We start from the raw sequence: 16363 nt of genomic DNA, 5'->3' as shown, positions 1-16363 counted from the left end.
TGGTCTTTATGCCTGCCACGCCTGGCGCAAACGTGCCAGCGCCTGCGCGATAGCCGCCTCGGGCACAGCGGCGAACCCCATCACCAGGCCTGCGCGCTGGTCCGGTGGTGGGCTTGTGCACGCCAGCCAATAGCTACTCAAACCATTGATCTCAACATTGGCCGCATGGGCCTGAGCGAGCAACGTCTGCTCGCGGGCAAGGCTGTCCACTCGCACTGTCAGATGCAGCCCGGCCGCAACGCTGGGCAAGGCCCCGACGCCAGGCAACCCGTCCGGCCAACCGGCCAACAAAGCATTGCGCCGGCTCAGCGCAGCGCGGCGCATCCGGCGAATGTGGCGCTGGAAATGCCCTGCCGCCATAAACTCAGCCATCACCGCCTGAGTACTGACTTCGGAGTGGCGCATGTCCACAGCGCGGCGCCGGGTAAACGCTTGCACAAGGGCCGGTGGTAAAACCAGGTAGCCCAGGCGCAATGCCGGGAACGCCACCTTGCCGAAGGTGCCGACGTATAACACGCGGCCACTGCGATCCAGCGCCGCCAAGGGCGACAGCGGCGCACCGCTGTAGCGGTACTCTCCGTCATAATCATCCTCGACGATCCAGCCGCCCGTACGCTCGGCCCAGGCCAGCAACTCCAGACGCCGGGCCAGGCTCATCACCACGCCCAACGGATACTGATGGGAAGGTGTGACATAGGCCACACGGCAATCATGCAGAGCGTTGAGCACCTGGCAATCCAGGCCCTCGCTGTCTACTGGTACGCCATGCAATCGAGCGCCCGCCAAGGCGAACGCATGGCCGGCGGCGCGATAACCGGGGTTTTCCACCGCCACGCCGTCCCCAGGCTCCACCAGCAACTGTGCACAAAGGCTAATCGCTTGCTGTGCGCCACTGGTGATCACAATTTGCTCAGCCGTGCATTGCATGCCACGTGAACTGCGCAAATAGGCAGCGATCAGACCGCGCAAACGATCGTCACCGGCCGGGTCGCCATAGCACAGCAGTTCCAGGTTCGGCTTGCGCCAGAACGCCCCATTCAGCTTGGCCCATATATCAAACGGGAACAGGTCGAAGGCCGGCACACCCACTCGAAATGCCCGAGGCGGTCCAGCCGGAGGGTGAGCCAGGTGGTTGTTTTTTACCCGTGCCAGGCCCGCCCTGTGGATAACTTCATTGTCCAGATCTTCCGGCAAATCCGCCCATTTTGTGGATAAGGCTGGGGATAACCCTGTTGAAAACCCTGTGGATACTTTTGTGGATAGTTTTTTTGCCGTGGGCAGTTGGGCCACATAGGTGCCGTCACCCACCCGGCTTTCGATAAACCCTTCTGCGTACAGCTGATCGTAGGCGCGCACCACGCTGTTTCGGGAAATCGACAATGCCGCCGCCAAATCACGGCTGGCGGGTAATCGCGTGCCGCTGACCAGTCGCCCGTCCAGCACGCGCTGGCGCAGGGCCTCATAGAGTTGGCGCGTCAGCCCCTGACGGCGATCCAACTCGATACCTGCGGGGTTGAACGACAGCGGCGGCGCGATGGGCGACATATTGGACCTATGAAATTGGTGCCAGATGGCTCTTACAACGAACCATTAGCCTGCCTAGGATGCAGGCATTCGCCAAGGAAAATTTCCATGTACACACCGCGCGCCTTTGCCCTCAATGATTTGCCTGAACTGCAGCAACTGATCCAGCACACCCGCCTGGCGCAGTTGGTGACCTTTGGTGAGCAAGGCCTGCAGGCCAGCCATTTGCCGCTGCTGCTCAACCCCGATGAAGGCCCGAATGGCACGCTCTACGGGCACTTGGCCAAGGCCAACCCGCAATGGCGTGACCTGCAAAATGGCAGCGAAGCCCTGGTGATTTTTGCCGGTGCCGACGCTTATGTCAGCCCGGCGTTTTACCCGGCCAAGGCCGAGCACGGCAAAGTGGTGCCCACCTGGAATTACATCGCCGTGCATGCCTACGGCAAGGCTGAGGTATTTGCCGACGCCGAGCGTCTGCTCGCGGTGGTCACCGCCCTCACCGATCGCCACGAAGGCAGCCGCGCCCAGCCATGGAAAGTCAGCGACGCCCCGGCCGACTACATTGACGGCATGCTCAAGGCCATCGTCGGCTTCGCCCTGCCCGTCGAGCGCCTGCTCGGCAAGCGCAAACTCAGCCAGAACCGCAGCACAGCCGATATTGCCGGCGTGCGCGAAGGCCTGGCTGCCAGCCTTGATGTGCGCGACCAGACCCTCGCGCGCTTTATTCCCCAAGGAGTTTCAGAATGAGTCAGATCGACATCCGCCAAGTAACAGCCGCCGACCACGTCGCGTGGCTACCGCTGTGGCAGGCGTATTTGAAGTTCTACGAAACCGAACTGCCGGACGCCGTCAGCCAAAGCACCTGGCAACGCCTGATCGATGCCAACGAGCCGACCCATTCGGCGCTCGCCTGGCAGGACGGCAAGGCGGTGGGCATGGTCAACTTTATCTACCATCGCTCCAACTGGAGCATCGAGAATTCCTGCTACCTGCAGGATCTGCTGGTGGACCCAGCCCAGCGCGGCACTGGCGTGGGCCGTAAGTTGATCGAGTTTGTCTACGCCACCGCCAAGGCCGATAACTGTGCCAAGGTGCACTGGTTGACCCACGAGACCAACGCCACCGCGATTGCGCTATACGAACGCATCGCCGAACGCCCGGGTTTCATTCAATTTCGCAAAGGTCTTTAAGGAGCGCAGCATGCCTATCTCACCCGCCGACTGGAAAGGCGTCCCGGCGCCCACGGTTCAACTGCTTGAAGGGCGTTTTATCCGTCTGGAAAAACTCGACCCGGCGCGGCATGCCGACGGTCTGTTCCGCGCCCTTGAAGGCCCCGGTGCCGACCCGAAACTCTGGGACTATTTGCCTTACGGCCCCTTCCCGGAGCGCGCCGCGTTCGATGCATGGCTCAACAACCATGCAACCAACAGCGACCCGTACTTTTTCAGCGTGATCGACCGCGTCAGCGGCGATGTGCAAGGCATCCTCAGCCTGATGTCCATCGTCCCGGCCCACGGCCGTATCGAAATCGGCCACGTCACCTTCGGCGCGCCGATGCAACGCTCGCCCAAAAGCACCGAGGCGGTGTACTTGTTGGCCAAATACGCGTTCGAGCAGGGCTACCGTCGACTGGAGTGGAAGTGCAACAACGGCAACGCCCGCTCAAAATACGCGGCCGAACGACTGGGCTTCAGCTTTGAAGGGGTGTTCCGCCAGCATATGGTGGTGAAGGGGCAGAATCGCGATACCGCGTGGTATTCGATTCTGGATTCGGAATGGCCCACCGTGGGCGCAGGCTTTGAAGAGTGGTTGTCCGAAGCGAACCAGGCCGGTTCTGGTCAGCTGAAAGGCCTGGCGGAGTGTCGCCGCCAGGCGATTTAAGCCTCAGGCCAGCTTCTGGGCGAGCACCGCAATGTGCTCCGGCCCAATCCCGCAGCAACCGCCTAAATGGCTGGCACCGCGTGCCTGCCAATCGGCGGCCCAGTGCAAGTAGCCGGATGGGTCGAGATCGTCACGCAGGGGGTCGAGGCCATCGTTCGCGGTGGCCTCCTTGGGCTGCGGCGGGAAGGCGTTAGCGTAGGCGCCGATCTGAATGCTCACCCCCAGGCGCTCAAACGTTTGGCGCGCGGTATCAATGGCTGCGCCAATCACCTCCGGCTGGCTGCAATTGAACAGCAGCACCGCCACACCGAGTTGCGCAGCCGCTTCAGCCGCGTCTGCCACCGGTTCGCCAGAACGCAGGCGTGGCACCTCATCGGTGTCTTCATCCTTCAAGGTAAACGACAGCCAGAACGGTTTTCCGTCCTGCGGCAGGCCGGCGTGGATTGCCCGTGCCTCAACGATTGAACTCTGGGTTTCCGCCAACCATAAGTCGACATGGGGCGCCAGGCCATTCACCAGTGGCGTCAGCAGTTCGCTGACTCGGTCGGCCTCGAACAAATCGGGCCGGTAGGAGCCGAACAGCGGCGGCAATGAGCCTGCCACACGCACCGTCTGGCTTGAAGCCTGTACCGCACGTCGCGCCAATTCACCGGCCAACGCCGCAAGCGCCTGGCCTTCGGCAGCAAACCGCGCTTCACCAATATGAAACGGCACAACCGCGTAGCTGTTGGTGGTGATGACGTTGGCACCGCTCTGGATATAAGCCGTGTGCACCGCCTCTACCGCCTGCGGCGCTTCGCTCAACGCCAATGCCGACCACTCCGGCTGCCGAAACGGCGCGCCCCGGCGTTGCAGTTCACGGCCCATGCCACCATCGAGAATTACTGCGCTTACTGTGCCCATATGCTTTTTACTCATAAGCTTATGAAAATAACTCACTATGAGAGTCGTTCTTATAACTATTTAATGCGTACCGTCTGGTTAATAACAACCCTTTTTTATTCAGGTGTCGATTGTGAAACTTAAACCGCTGCTGGCCCTGGGCCTGACGATGCTGGCTGCCTCTACCCAAGCCTTTGGCGGTGCAACCCTGGACCGGGTTGAGCAAAAGAAAGAACTGGTGGGCGTGCTGATGGAAAGCTACCCGCCATTCTCGTTTCTCAACGAGCAGAACCAACTCGATGGGTTTGACGTCGACGTGGCCAAGGCAGTCGCGCAGAAGTTAGGCGTGAAGCTGCGTCTGGAAACGCCGTCCTGGGATGTGATTGCCGCAGGTCGCTGGAGCGGCCGCTACGATATTTGCATCTGCTCCATGACCCCGAGCAAAGCCCGCGCCGAAGTGTTTGATTTCCCGGTGGAGTACTACGCCTCGCCTGCGGTGATCGTTGTGAATGCCAAGGATGAGCGCATCCATGGCGCCAAAGACCTCAGCGGCAAGAAAGTCGGCCTCACCAGCGCGTCCAGCTATGAAAGCTACCTGAACAAGAACCTGGTAATCGAAGGCGCCGAAGATACGCAACTTCAGTACCCGTTCGAGGATGTGCAGATCGCCCCGTACGACACCGATAACGTCGCCTTCCAGGACCTGGGCCTGGGCGCCGGTGTGCGCCTGGATGCGATCCTCACCAACCTGGTCACTGCCCAACCGCGCCTGAACCAGGACAAGCGCTTCAAGCTCGCCGGTGAGTCGCTGTATGCCGAGCCCAATTCGGTGGCCATCGAGAAAGGTGACCCGCAGTGGAATGCCAAGGTGCGTGAAGTGTTCGCGCAGTTGAAACAGGACGGCACCTTGAGCAAGCTGTCGCAAAAATGGATCGGCGCCGATATCAGCAAATGACCGCCTTCCCGACACCTCCCAAGCCGCCGGTGAACGCATCGCGGCTACAGCGACTCTTTGGCTTTCGTACGCGGTTGTACCTGACGTGGGCGGCGCTGTTTTGCCTGTTCGCCAGCTTCTTCCTGAGCTTTGACCTGAAGTTCTCGATCATCCTCGACAAGCTGCCCAACCTGGTCGGTGTGCACCTGGCGCCGAACGGTTTTTTGCAAGGCGCAGCGCTGACGCTGTTTCTGTGCCTTTGCTCGATAGTCGCGTCGTCGGTGCTGGGTTTTATCACCGCGCTGGGGCGCCTGTCGAAAAGCGCCGTGGCCTTTGGCATTGCGAGTTTTTACGCCTCGTTCTTTCGCGGCACGCCGTTGTTGATCCAGATCCTGCTGATTTATCTGGGCCTGCCCCAACTGGGCCTGGTACCAGGCGCCATTGTCGCCGGGATCATCGCGCTCTCACTGAATTACGGCGCCTACCTGAGCGAAATCTTCCGCGCCGGCATCCTCGGTGTTCCCCACGGCCAACGAGAAGCCGCCCTGGCTCTGGGCATGCGTGACAGCGCGATCTTCTGGCACGTCACCCTGCCCCAGGCCATGCGCACCATCGTGCCGCCCGCCACTAATCAGTTCATCTCCATGCTCAAAGACTCGTCCCTGATCTCGGTAATGGGCGTGTGGGAAGTGATGTTCCTGGCGCAGTCGTACGGGCGATCAAGTTATCGATACATCGAAATGCTCACGACCGCCGCGATCATTTACTGGGTGATGTCCCTCGGGCTGGAACTGATCCAGGCGCGCCTGGAGCGTCACTACGGCAAAGGCTATGTGCAGCGGGGGTGATGCCTAAGGCAACAGCCTCAACCACGCGCTGACGAGCCTAAGGCAAATGCGGCTTTAATCGCACCGCAGTAGAGACAACTCCCGCAAATCAGGGGTCGATAGCCTGACAGTTATCGCCCCGCCATCTCGCTAAATTCCCGGCCTCATTCACCAGAGGCTATGACTTCATGCCCTTCTCCGTCCTAAAACTTGCACGCGCTATCAGCCTGGCTGTTGGCGTAGCCAGTACTTCGTTTGCCTTCGCAGCTGCACCTTTTCAATTCGAGCTGGATCTTTCCAATGACCGTTGGCAATACCAGCCACCGGCGCCAATCGTGCCCATCGACAGCTACTTCGACCAGGCGACGACTCACAACGGCCAGCAACTGGCTGCGGTGCTTAAACCGGCTTTGCAACGTGCACTGCAAGCCGGCGACCTGACCTCGGAAGAAATCAAAGGCCTGCAAAAAGCCGCTGACGCACTGTCCCAACAACCAGGCGGCCTGGGTGCCGCATTCGAGCAACTGGCAGGCAGCCAAAATGCCAACTTGGCTGGCGCGACCCAAAACGCCACCGCGCACATCAGCAACTCATTGCTCGCAACCCTGCGCACGCTGCCCAGTGATGGCGATGGCCATTTGTGGGTGCAAGGCCTGGGCAACGGCGGCAAGCTCGACAAACAAGGCGGCAGCGACGGGCTCAAACAGGGCACCAAAGGCCTGATGCTGGGCGCCGATTGGGCCGTGGGTGACGCGTGGCGAGTCGGTGTTATGGGCGCCAAGTCCACCAGCGAGCTTCAGGCTCAACGTTTCAAAGGCGAACTCGACAGCTTGCACCTTGGCGGCTATGCCGTGCGCCAGGACGGCCCATTGGCCCTGCGCATGGGGGCGTTCTACAGCGATCACGCGGGCAAGAACAAACGTGACGTCAACTTGCTCGGTTTCAAGGAGCAACTCCAGGGCAACTACAACGCTCAAAGCCAAACAGTGTTTTCCGAGCTGGGCTACCAATTGGGCAGTGCCGACGTACACGTAGAGCCCTTCGCAGGCCTGGGCTATCAGCGCTACCACCGTGACAGCTTTAAAGAAAAGGGCGGCGTGACCGCGCTGAACGTCGGCTCACAAACCCAGCAAAACCTGAACAGCACCTTTGGCCTGCGGCTGGCCACGGTGTACCGGTTCGACAATCGGATGAGCCTCACACCCCACGTGAGTACCAGCTGGAAGCATCTTTACGGCGAAGTCGACAGCCAAGTACGCCAATCCACTCGCGCCGCACCAGGAATCATCGACAGTTTCACCATCACCGGTACCTCGTTGGACCGCAATAGCCTCGATATGCAAGCAGGCCTGGACCTCGCCTTGTCCACCGAACACAGCGTGGGCCTGACCTACAGTGCCCATGCCGGTACCCACAGCCGCAGCCAGGGCCTGACGGGGGAGTGGAAGATGAGTTTTTAACCGCGCCGATCGGTAAATTTCAGGCAAAAAAAAGGGGAGCACCTGCCCCCCCCGAGGATTAAGCGGTAGTGTCGAAGGCTGGGTCAGCCTTCGATTTCAATCAGGATTTCGCCAGGGTTGACCCGGTCGCCCTTGGCCACGTGAACGGCAGTTACCTTGCCGGCAATCGCTGCCTGCACTTCGGTTTCCATCTTCATGGCTTCGGTAATCAGCACGGCCTGGCCCGCTTTGACCACGTCGCCTTCCTTGACCAATACGTCGACGATGTTGCCCGGCATCGCCGTGCTGACATGGCCCGGCTCGGTCGCGTGCTTGCGCTTGCTGCCGCCACTGCTGACAAACTCATTGAGCGGTTCGAACACCACTTCTTCGGGCATGCCGTCGATGGACAGGTAGAAGTGCCGTTTGCCCTCGGCTTTCACGCCAACACCGGTGATATCCACGCGGTAGCTTTCGCCGTGCACGTCGATGACGAACTCGGTCGGCACGCCTTCACCACCGGCACGCGCCACGCCGCCGGCTTCAGGGATCGGCAACAGCACTTCAGGCGCCAGGGTGCCGGCGTCGCGCTCTTCGAGGAACTTGCGGCCGATATCCGGGAACATGGCGTAGGTCAGCACGTCTTCTTCGGACTTGGCCAATGCGCCGATTTCGCCGCGCAACTTGGTCATCTCCGGCTTGAGCAGGTCGGCTGGGCGATGATCGATCACCTCTTCGCTGCCAATGGCCTGGCGACGCAGCTTCTCGTTCACGGTGCCCGGCGCCTTGCCGTAGCCGCCTTGCAGGTAGAGCTTCACTTCGTTGGTAATGGTCTTGTAGCGCTCGCCGGCCAGCACGTTGAAGAACGCCTGGGTGCCGACGATCTGCGAGGTCGGCGTGACCAGCGGCGGGAAGCCAAGGTCTTCACGCACACGCGGGATTTCGGCCAGCACTTCGCTCATGCGGTTGAGTGCGCCCTGCTCTTTCAACTGGTTGGCCAGGTTGGAAATCATCCCGCCCGGCACCTGGTTGACTTGCACGCGGGTGTCGACGGCGGTGAATTCGCTTTCGAACTGGTGGTACTTCTTGCGCACGGCGTAGAAGTACAGGCCAATTTCCTGCAGCAGTTCCAGGCTCAGGCCAGTGTCGAATTCGCTGCCTTTAAGGGCGGCGACCATCGACTCGGTGCCCGGGTGGCTGGTGCCCCAAGCGAAGCTGGAAATGGCGGTGTCGATATGGTCGGCACCGTTTTCGATCGCCTTGAGTTGGCACATCGCAGCCAGGCCGGCGGTGTCATGCGAGTGGATAAAGATCGGCAGGCTTTGCTCGGCTTTCAATGCCTTGACCAGCTCGCCGGTGGCGTACGGAGTCAGCAGCCCGGCCATGTCCTTGATCGCTACCGAGTCGCAACCCATGGCTTCCATTTGCTTGGCTTGGGCCACAAAAGCGTCAATGGTGTGCACCGGGCTGGTGGTGTAGGCGATGGTGCCCTGGGCATGTTTGCCGGCAGCTTTGACCGCTTCGATGGCCACGCGCAGGTTACGCACGTCGTTCATGGCGTCGAAGATGCGGAACACGTCGATGCCATTCACAGCAGCCTTGGCGACGAAGGCTTTGACCACGTCGTCGCTGTAGTGGCGGTAGCCCAGCAGGTTCTGGCCACGCAGCAGCATTTGCAGGCGTGTGTTAGGCAACGCGGCGCGCAGTTTGCGCAGGCGCTCCCACGGGTCTTCTTTCAAAAAGCGCACGCAGGCGTCGAAGGTCGCGCCACCCCAGACTTCCAGGGACCAGTAGCCCACTTTGTCGAGCTTGTCGCAGATCGGCAGCATGTCGTCGGTGCGCATGCGAGTCGCCAGCAGCGATTGGTGGGCGTCGCGCAGGATGGTGTCTGTAACGAAGATCTTCTTAGTCATTGGTATCTCCTCATAGCGGCAAGTCTCAAGCTATAAGCTGCAAGAAAAAGCCAATCTGCTTTTACTTGCCGCTTGTAGCTAAAAGCTCGCAGCTGTTTCATTCATAGGCCTGCGTGGGCGGCGATGGCGGCGGCGATGGCCAGGGCCAGCTCTTCGGGTTTGCGCTTGATCGAGTAGTTGGTCAGCTCAGGGTGGCTTTCCACGAAACTGGTGTTGAACTGGCCGCTGCGGAATTCCGGGTTGCGCAGGATTTCCTGGTAGTAGGCGGCGGTGGTCTTCACGCCTTGCAGGCGCATGTCGTCCAGGGCACGCAGGCCGCGGTCCATGGCTTCTTCCCAGGTCAACGCCCACACCACCAGTTTCAGGCACATGGAGTCGTAGAACGGCGGGATGGTGTAGCCGGTGTAGATCGCCGTGTCGGTCCGCACGCCGGGACCGCCGGGCGCGTAGTAACGGGTGATCTTGCCGAAACTTGGCAGGAAGTTGTTCTTGGGGTCTTCGGCGTTGATGCGGAACTGCAACGCGAAACCACGGTGCTGAATGTCTTCCTGTTTCACCGACAGCGGCAGGCCCGAGGCGATGCGGATCTGTTCACGCACAATATCGATGCCGGTGATTTCTTCGGTGATGGTGTGTTCCACCTGCACGCGGGTGTTCATTTCCATGAAGTACACCTCGCCCTCGGCGAGCAGGAACTCCACGGTGCCGGCGTTCTCGTAACCCACGGCCTTGGCCGCGCGTACCGACAGGTCGCCGATATAAGCGCGCTGTTCAGGCGTCAGTTGCGGGCTTGGGGCGATTTCAATGAGCTTCTGGTTGCGACGCTGGATCGAGCAATCGCGCTCGAACAGATGCACCACGTTGCCAAAGCTGTCACCGAGAATCTGCGCCTCGATATGCTTGGGATTGACGATGCATTTTTCCAGGAACACTTCCGCCGAACCGAAGGCCTTGGTGGCTTCGGAGATCACGCGTGGGAAGGCTTGTTCAAGTTCTTCACGACTGTTGCAGCGACGGATGCCGCGACCGCCACCACCGGAGGTGGCCTTGAGCATCACCGGGTAACCAATGCGGTCGCCTTCGGTGAGGGCTTCGGCGATATCAGCCACGTTGCCTTCGGTACCTGGCGTGACCGGCACACCGGCCTTGATCATGCTGCGGCGCGCTTCGGTCTTGTCGCCCATGCGGCGGATCACTTCGGCCGACGGGCCGATGAACTTGATCCCGCGTTCGGCGCAAATGTCTGCCAGCTCGGCGTTTTCCGACAGGAACCCGTAGCCTGGGTGCAAGGCGTCACAACCGGTTTCCACGGCCAGGTTCACCAGCTTACGCGGGTTCAGGTAACCGGCCAGCGGCTCGGCACCAATGCTGTGAGCTTCGTCGGCACGTTTAACGTGCAACGCGTGGCGGTCGGCGTCCGAGTAAACCGCGACCGAGCGAATGCCCATCTCGGCGCAGGCACGCACGATTCGTACGGCAATTTCACCACGGTTGGCGATCAGGATCTTTTTTATCACTTGGAAATTCCCTTGAGCCGATTGCTGCGTTCTACGACCCGTTGGATCCGGGTCGGCGCGTGACCAAATGTTTCATGACAGTCGCGAGACACACACTAGGCGCAACGGAGGATTAACAAAAATCAATAATTATTGGGCTGTGTATAAGTAAAGACTTATAGTTGGCCGGACGGCCTTGGGCGAGAGGATTTAAATAATGCGTAAGTCATTGATGCGTATGACATTGCGTCAATTGCAGATCTTCAATGAAGTGTGTGATTTGCGCTCCTACAGCCGCGCGGCCGAGGAAATGTCTCTCACGCAACCCGCCGTCAGCCTGCAAATTCGCCAGCTTGAAGAGCTGATCGGCCAGCCGCTGTTCGATTACGTCGGCAAAAAGCTCTACATGACTGAAGCCGCCGAGGCCTTGCAGCGCGCCAGCCGGGATATTTTCGGGCGCCTGGAAAACCTCGATATGCAGCTGTCGGACATGCAGGGCTCGCTGCAAGGCCAACTGAAACTGGCGGTGGAATCCAGCGCCAAGTACTTCGTGCCGCACCTGTTCGCGGCCTTTAAACGCCAGCACCCGGAGGTGCAGTTGCACCTCACGGTGGTCAACCGCGCCCAGGTGATTCGCAGGCTGTCGGACAACCGCGACGACCTGGTGATCATGTCCATGGTGCCCCAGGACATGGGCCTGGAATTCCTGCCGTTTCTTAACAACCCGATTGTCGCCGTGGCGCCGCTCGATCACCCGTTAAGCCTGCAAGGACCGCTGCGCCTTCAAGACCTGGAACCCTACACGCTGCTCATCCGCGAACCAGGTTCCGGCACGCGACTGGCCTGCGAGGAGTACTTCAAGGAAAAACGCGTGCACTTCACCCAAACAGTGGAAGTGGCCTCGGCCGAGGCGCAGCGCGAGTGCGTGAATGCAGGGTTGGGCGTGGCGTTGCTGACGCGCCACGCAGTCAACCTGGAGCTGGCCACCGGCGGGCTCAAGGAGCTGCCGGTAGAAGAACTGCCGCTGTACCGCAGTTGGTGCCTGGTGCAAGCCAAGGCCAAGCGCCTGTCACCGGTGGCCCATGCGTTCCTGGGCTTTATCCGCAGCGAACGCGTACAGATCAGCGCGCTGGCTGAGCGTTTCGCTGGGCAGCCGCGGGTGCCTGCCAGTGGAGTTCCGGGTAGTCACTGATGCTCTGGAGCAACTGGCGCTCCTCGCAGCGGTCTTCGATTGCGCGACGGAACGCCATGCGGCGCTGGTCTTCTTGCTGACGACGGGTTTTGACGGTGCTGCTGTCTTCGTAGTGCCGGGCCATTTCGAGTCTCCCAATGCGAGTACGGGGAGTACAGGATGGCCTTGGGCGATGACGGTTTGGCGGCGCGAGGGTTACAGGACGATGAATCTTCTGAAATAAGCGCAAAACGTAAGGTGGGAGCTGGCTTGCCTGCGATAGCGGTGGGTCAGCCGACATATCCGGCGACTGATACACAGCCATCGCAGGCAAGCCAGCTCCCACATTTGACCGAGGGCGACCTCGAATCAGTCGTCGAGGGCTTTGACGGACTTGGGTGACAACCGCAGGCTGCGCAAGCTGCGCTTCACGCTCTTGAGGTGGTTGACCAGGCTCGGCCCGCGCGCCATGGCCACGCCCATCGCCAACACGTCGATCACCACCAGATGCGCAATACGCGAGGTCAGCGGCGTGTAGATTTCAGTGTCTTCGTGCACGTCGATCGCCAGGTTGACCGTGGACAGCTCTGCCAACGGCGTCTGGCTCGGGCACAGGGTGATCAACGAAGCGCCGCTTTCACGCACCAGGTTGGCGGTGATCAGCAGGTCTTTGGAGCGCCCGGACTGGGAAATGCAGATGGCCACGTCGGTCGGTTTCAAGGTCACCGCCGACATCGCCTGCATGTGCGGGTCGCTGTAGGCCGCGGCGGTGAGCAGCAGGCGGAAGAATTTGTGCTGGGCATCAGCGGCGACGGCACCCGAAGCACCAAAACCATAAAACTCTACGCGCTGGGCCTGGGACATGGCGGTCACGGCCTTTTGCAACTCCACCGGATCGAGCTTCTCGCGCACTTCCATCAGCGTGTGCAAGGTGGTGTCGAAGATTTTCAGGCTGTAGTCGGCGACGGAGTCGTCTTCATGGATAGCAAACTGCCCGAAGCTCGCACCGGCCGCCAGGCTTTGCGCCAGCTTGAGTTTCAAATCCTGGAACCCGGAACAACCGATGGCACGGCAAAAGCGCACGATGGTCGGCTCACTGATGCCCACGCTGTGGGCCAGGTCGGCCATGGAACTGTGCATCACAGCCGCAGGGTCAAGCAGCACGTGATCGGCAACCTTGAGTTCCGATTTGCGTAACAGGTGGCGCGACTGGGCGATATGTTGCAACAGGTTCAAAGGGCAGGACTCTTGTTATTGGCAGACGCCAGGGATGTAGCAAGCTTGTAGTTATACTACAAGAATTACCGTTTTGCCCGCCCGATGCATCACTAAATCGCCCTGATGCCCTTTGAATCAGCGGGTAGGCGCCTTGTAGCCACACGGGTGGTGTGACGGTCTTTAAGGAAAGTCTGCATTTTTTCGCAATAAATCTGCCAGCCCTTCAGCGGCCATCGGCCGACTGATCAGGTAACCCTGTACTTCATCGCAGCGTTCGCCGCGCAGGAAATCCAGCTGCTGCTGGTCTTCCACACCTTCGGCCACCACCTTGAGCGCCAGCCCGTGGGCCATGGCGATGATTGCGCGAGTGATGGCCGCATCTTCCCGGCCCTGGCCAAGCCCACGGATAAACGTCTGGTCGATCTTCACGTAATCCACCGGGATGCGCTTGAGGTAACTGAGGGACGAATACCCGGTGCCGAAGTCATCGATGGCCAACTTCACGCCCAGATCGCGCAGTTGCTGGAAGGTCGCAATGATGTGCTCAACGCTGTCGAGTAGCTGGCTTTCGGTCAGCTCCAGCTCCAGGTATTGCGGGTCCAGGCCGGTTTCTTCCAGCACCTGGCGCACCAGGCTGACCAACTTGCCCTGGCGCAGCTGATGCACGGAAAGGTTCACCGACACGCGGATCGGCGCCAGCCCCTGGCGCTGCCATTCGCACGCCTGCCAGCACGCCTGACGCAGCACGAATTCGCCCAGCGGCACGATCAGACCGGTTTCCTCGGCCAAGCCGATAAAGTCCCCCGGCGGCACCATGCCCCACTGCGGGTGCTCCCAGCGCACCAGCGCCTCAGCGGCGTTCAATTTGCCAGTGGCCAGGCACAGTTTCGGTTGGTAGAACACCGTGAGCTGGCGCTCGTCGATGGCCTTGCGCAGGTGGTTTTCCAGCTGCAAACGCTCCAGCGTGCTGGCTTGCAGGCTGTCGGTGTAGAACTGGAAATTATTGCCGCCCAAATGCTTGGCGTGCTGCATGGCCATGTTGGATTGGCTGACCAGCGCAGAAATTTCCCGCGCATTATCCGGCAGCAAGCTGACGCCCATGGAGGCACTGACCACCAGCTCATGCCCCTCCACCGTCACCGGCACCCGCAATTTGGCGAGCAGCCGCGTGGCCACCCGTGCCAGGCTCGACAGGCTGCCGTAGGCATCGAACAGCACGGCAAACTCATCACCGGACAGGCGTGCGATGGTGTCAGCTTCAGGCAAGGCATTGATCAGACGGCGGGCCATTTTCTGCAACAGCTGGTCGGCGACTTCATGGCCGAGGCTGTCGTTGAGCAGCTTGAAGCGGTCCAGGTTGATATGCAGCAGCGCCAGGCTGCGCCCGCCCTGACGCACCCGCGCATGGGCCTCACGCAGGCGTTCGCGAAACAGCGAACGGTTGGCCAGGCCCGTCAGCTCGTCGTAGTGAGTGAGGTAGCGCATGCGCTCCTCGGATTCACGCCGCGCGGACAAATCGGCGAAGAAGCCCACAATATGGCTGACTTTTCCCCGAGCATCGCGCACCACATTCAATTGCAGCCACTGCGGGTACAGCTCGCCGTTCTTGCGCGTTTCCACCAACTCGCCCTGCCAGGTGCCATGGCTGAGCAGTGCCTGGCGGATCACCGGGAAGTGACGGCGGGCGTCACGGCTGCTGGGCAGTTCGACGACATTGCGGCCGATCATGTCGTCGATTTCAAAGCCGGTGACGCGACTGAAGGCCTGGTTGACGGCGATCAGCACGTACTCAGGGTCAAGAATCACGATGCCTTCGCTGGCCGCTTCGAACACCGTCGAGGCCAGGCGTTGCTGCTCCTCCAGTGCCTTGTCGGCGCTGATGTCGCGGCGCGTGCCGAGCATGCGCGTGACGCGGCCGCCGGGCGTGCGCTCCACGGCGCGGCCACGGTCTTCGATCCACACCCAATGGCCGTCGCCATGGCGCACGCGGTATTCCACCTGGTAATCGTCGCTGCGCCCTTTGAGGTGCTCCACCAACGCACGCTTGAGCAGCGGCAGGTCTTCGGGGTGCAGGCGCGGCTTGAGGTGGCTGAGCATCGCCGTGACGTACTCCGGCTCCAGGCCAAACAACTCTTTGAGCTGGGTGTGATGCACCTCGTCGGTTTGCAGGTTCCAGTCCCACAGGCCCAACTCACTGGCTTGCAGGGCCATGGCCAGGCGCGCTTCGCTTTTATTCAGGGCCAGGCTGGCGGCGTCCAGCTCCTGGCTGCGTTGCGTCACGCGGTCTTGCAGGCCGATCTGCGCGTCGCGTAATTCCTGTTCGGCCTGGCGACGTTGGCCGACTTCGCGCACCAGTTCCTGATTCAACTGCTCGCTGCGTTGCTGCGCTTGCTGAAGATGCTCGATCAGCGCCTGGTTCTGGAAGCGCCGCAACAAACCGCGCTGGATCAGGCGGTTGACCTGCCACGCCACCAGGCTCAGGGACGCCAGCAGGATCAGGCCGAGCACGCCCCAGCCTTGCTGCTGCGAGGCGCCGTTCCAAAACAGATAGACGATGGGCGGCACGAGGCACGGCACCGCAAAGGACAGGAACGCCGGCAAGCTCACGGCATAGGCCACGCTGGCTGACAACGTCGCGGCGCCAATCAGGCCGAATACCCAGGCCTGCTGCATAAAGCTATTGGCCGGCACCAGGGCAATGGCGGCGGTGGCCAGGGTCAGCCCGCTGACCGCCGAGCCGAGCATGAACATGCGCCGCCAGATCGGCTGGGCCTGGCGACTGGGCATCGCCGAATCAAAGGCCGCCACCTGGATGACGCGCAGGGCTACCAGGGCGAGCAGCCAGACCAGCCAGATGCTGTCCAACAGGTATTGCTTGGGGTTCCACAGCAACCAGGCGCAGACCAGGCCGTTGACCAGCATCAGTAACGTCGGCAGCAATGAGCCTTGATACAACAGGCGAGTGCGTTCGACCGCTATCTCGGTTGCGTAATGTTTACGAATGACCTGCGCGGGCGCCACCGAGGGGCCAAACAGGTCGGGACTGAGGGTCATAGGCAGTGTTCTTATAATGGTGAG

Annotated in this window: 14 protein-coding genes; 7 read left to right on the top strand and 7 right to left on the bottom strand. The window is 60.9% G+C overall.

Features of this window, described 5'->3' with window-relative positions:
* Positions 1-6 precede the first annotated feature (6 nt).
* The gene (locus ACQY47_RS14970) at positions 7-1545 is read right to left on the bottom strand and encodes a PLP-dependent aminotransferase family protein (RefSeq protein ID WP_138449558.1); all 1539 of its coding nucleotides are present in this window, start codon (positions 1543-1545) and stop codon (positions 7-9) included.
* 87 nt (positions 1546-1632) lie between these two features.
* On the opposite strand from ACQY47_RS14970, the gene ACQY47_RS14965 reads away from it, so the two are divergent.
* The 3 genes from ACQY47_RS14965 to ACQY47_RS14955 are packed head-to-tail and all read left to right on the top strand — an operon-like array spanning position 1633 to position 3405.
* The gene (locus ACQY47_RS14965; protein ID WP_099550233.1) at positions 1633-2271 is read left to right on the top strand and encodes an FMN-binding negative transcriptional regulator; all 639 of its coding nucleotides are present in this window, start codon (positions 1633-1635) and stop codon (positions 2269-2271) included.
* Entirely contained in the window at positions 2268-2714 is a 447-nt protein-coding gene (locus tag ACQY47_RS14960; RefSeq protein WP_099550232.1) for a GNAT family N-acetyltransferase, read from the top strand. Before ACQY47_RS14965 ends, ACQY47_RS14960 begins: the two co-directional genes overlap by 4 nt.
* Before the next feature lie 10 nt (positions 2715-2724).
* The gene (locus tag ACQY47_RS14955) at positions 2725-3405 is read left to right on the top strand and encodes a GNAT family N-acetyltransferase (RefSeq protein ID WP_186617245.1); all 681 of its coding nucleotides are present in this window, start codon (positions 2725-2727) and stop codon (positions 3403-3405) included.
* Between the two features lie 3 nt (positions 3406-3408).
* On the opposite strand, the gene ACQY47_RS14950 is transcribed toward ACQY47_RS14955, so the two are convergent.
* Positions 3409-4308, bottom strand: coding sequence for a homocysteine S-methyltransferase family protein (locus tag ACQY47_RS14950; RefSeq protein ID WP_428549902.1), 900 nt, complete (start codon positions 4306-4308; stop codon positions 3409-3411).
* Between the two features lie 112 nt (positions 4309-4420).
* Between ACQY47_RS14950 and ACQY47_RS14945 the strand changes: the two genes are divergently transcribed.
* The 3 genes from ACQY47_RS14945 to ACQY47_RS14935 all read left to right on the top strand — a co-directional run bounded on the left by ACQY47_RS14945 (position 4421) and on the right by ACQY47_RS14935 (position 7508).
* Positions 4421-5242 (top strand): transporter substrate-binding domain-containing protein, encoded by an 822-nt coding sequence (locus ACQY47_RS14945; protein ID WP_017135780.1) that lies wholly within the window; start codon positions 4421-4423, stop codon positions 5240-5242.
* Positions 5239-6069: an amino acid ABC transporter permease gene (locus tag ACQY47_RS14940; RefSeq protein WP_099550229.1), complete on the top strand. Its 831-nt coding sequence runs from the start codon at positions 5239-5241 to the stop codon at positions 6067-6069. Before ACQY47_RS14945 ends, ACQY47_RS14940 begins: the two co-directional genes overlap by 4 nt.
* A gap of 167 nt (positions 6070-6236) precedes the next feature.
* The gene (locus ACQY47_RS14935) at positions 6237-7508 is read left to right on the top strand and encodes an autotransporter outer membrane beta-barrel domain-containing protein (protein WP_428549898.1); all 1272 of its coding nucleotides are present in this window, start codon (positions 6237-6239) and stop codon (positions 7506-7508) included.
* Positions 7509-7591: 83 nt separating this feature from the next.
* Here ACQY47_RS14935 and oadA read toward each other — a convergent pair whose 3' ends face one another.
* Together oadA and ACQY47_RS14925 are read right to left on the bottom strand one after the other, a co-directional pair.
* A complete protein-coding gene (oadA, locus tag ACQY47_RS14930) occupies positions 7592-9400 on the bottom strand; it encodes a sodium-extruding oxaloacetate decarboxylase subunit alpha (RefSeq protein WP_428549895.1) in 1809 nt (602 codons plus the stop codon).
* A gap of 101 nt (positions 9401-9501) precedes the next feature.
* The gene (locus ACQY47_RS14925) at positions 9502-10917 is read right to left on the bottom strand and encodes an acetyl-CoA carboxylase biotin carboxylase subunit (RefSeq protein ID WP_003213442.1); all 1416 of its coding nucleotides are present in this window, start codon (positions 10915-10917) and stop codon (positions 9502-9504) included.
* 196 nt (positions 10918-11113) lie between these two features.
* On the opposite strand from ACQY47_RS14925, the gene ACQY47_RS14920 reads away from it, so the two are divergent.
* Positions 11114-12088: a LysR family transcriptional regulator gene (locus ACQY47_RS14920; protein ID WP_017135776.1), complete on the top strand. Its 975-nt coding sequence runs from the start codon at positions 11114-11116 to the stop codon at positions 12086-12088.
* On the opposite strand, the gene ACQY47_RS14915 is transcribed toward ACQY47_RS14920, so the two are convergent.
* The 3 genes from ACQY47_RS14915 to ACQY47_RS14905 all read right to left on the bottom strand — a co-directional run bounded on the left by ACQY47_RS14915 (position 12018) and on the right by ACQY47_RS14905 (position 16339).
* Positions 12018-12212 (bottom strand): PA3496 family putative envelope integrity protein, encoded by a 195-nt coding sequence (locus tag ACQY47_RS14915; RefSeq protein WP_017135775.1) that lies wholly within the window; start codon positions 12210-12212, stop codon positions 12018-12020. The genes ACQY47_RS14920 and ACQY47_RS14915 overlap by 71 nt on opposite strands.
* A gap of 224 nt (positions 12213-12436) precedes the next feature.
* Positions 12437-13303 carry a transcriptional regulator HexR gene (hexR, locus tag ACQY47_RS14910; protein WP_003177007.1) on the bottom strand — a complete coding sequence of 289 codons (867 nt, stop codon included), beginning with the start codon at positions 13301-13303 and terminating at the stop codon, positions 12437-12439.
* Between the two features lie 162 nt (positions 13304-13465).
* On the bottom strand, positions 13466-16339 hold the full coding sequence (locus ACQY47_RS14905; RefSeq protein WP_099550228.1) for a GGDEF domain-containing phosphodiesterase: 2874 nt from the start codon (positions 16337-16339) through the stop codon (positions 13466-13468).
* Positions 16340-16363: the final 24 nt, after the last annotated feature.

The organism is Pseudomonas edaphica (assembly GCF_965277385.1).
Classification (GTDB): Bacteria; Pseudomonadota; Gammaproteobacteria; order Pseudomonadales; family Pseudomonadaceae; genus Aquipseudomonas; species Aquipseudomonas edaphica.
The sequence above is the reverse complement of the archived record's forward strand: the minus strand, read 5'-3'. Positions and strand labels throughout refer to the sequence as shown.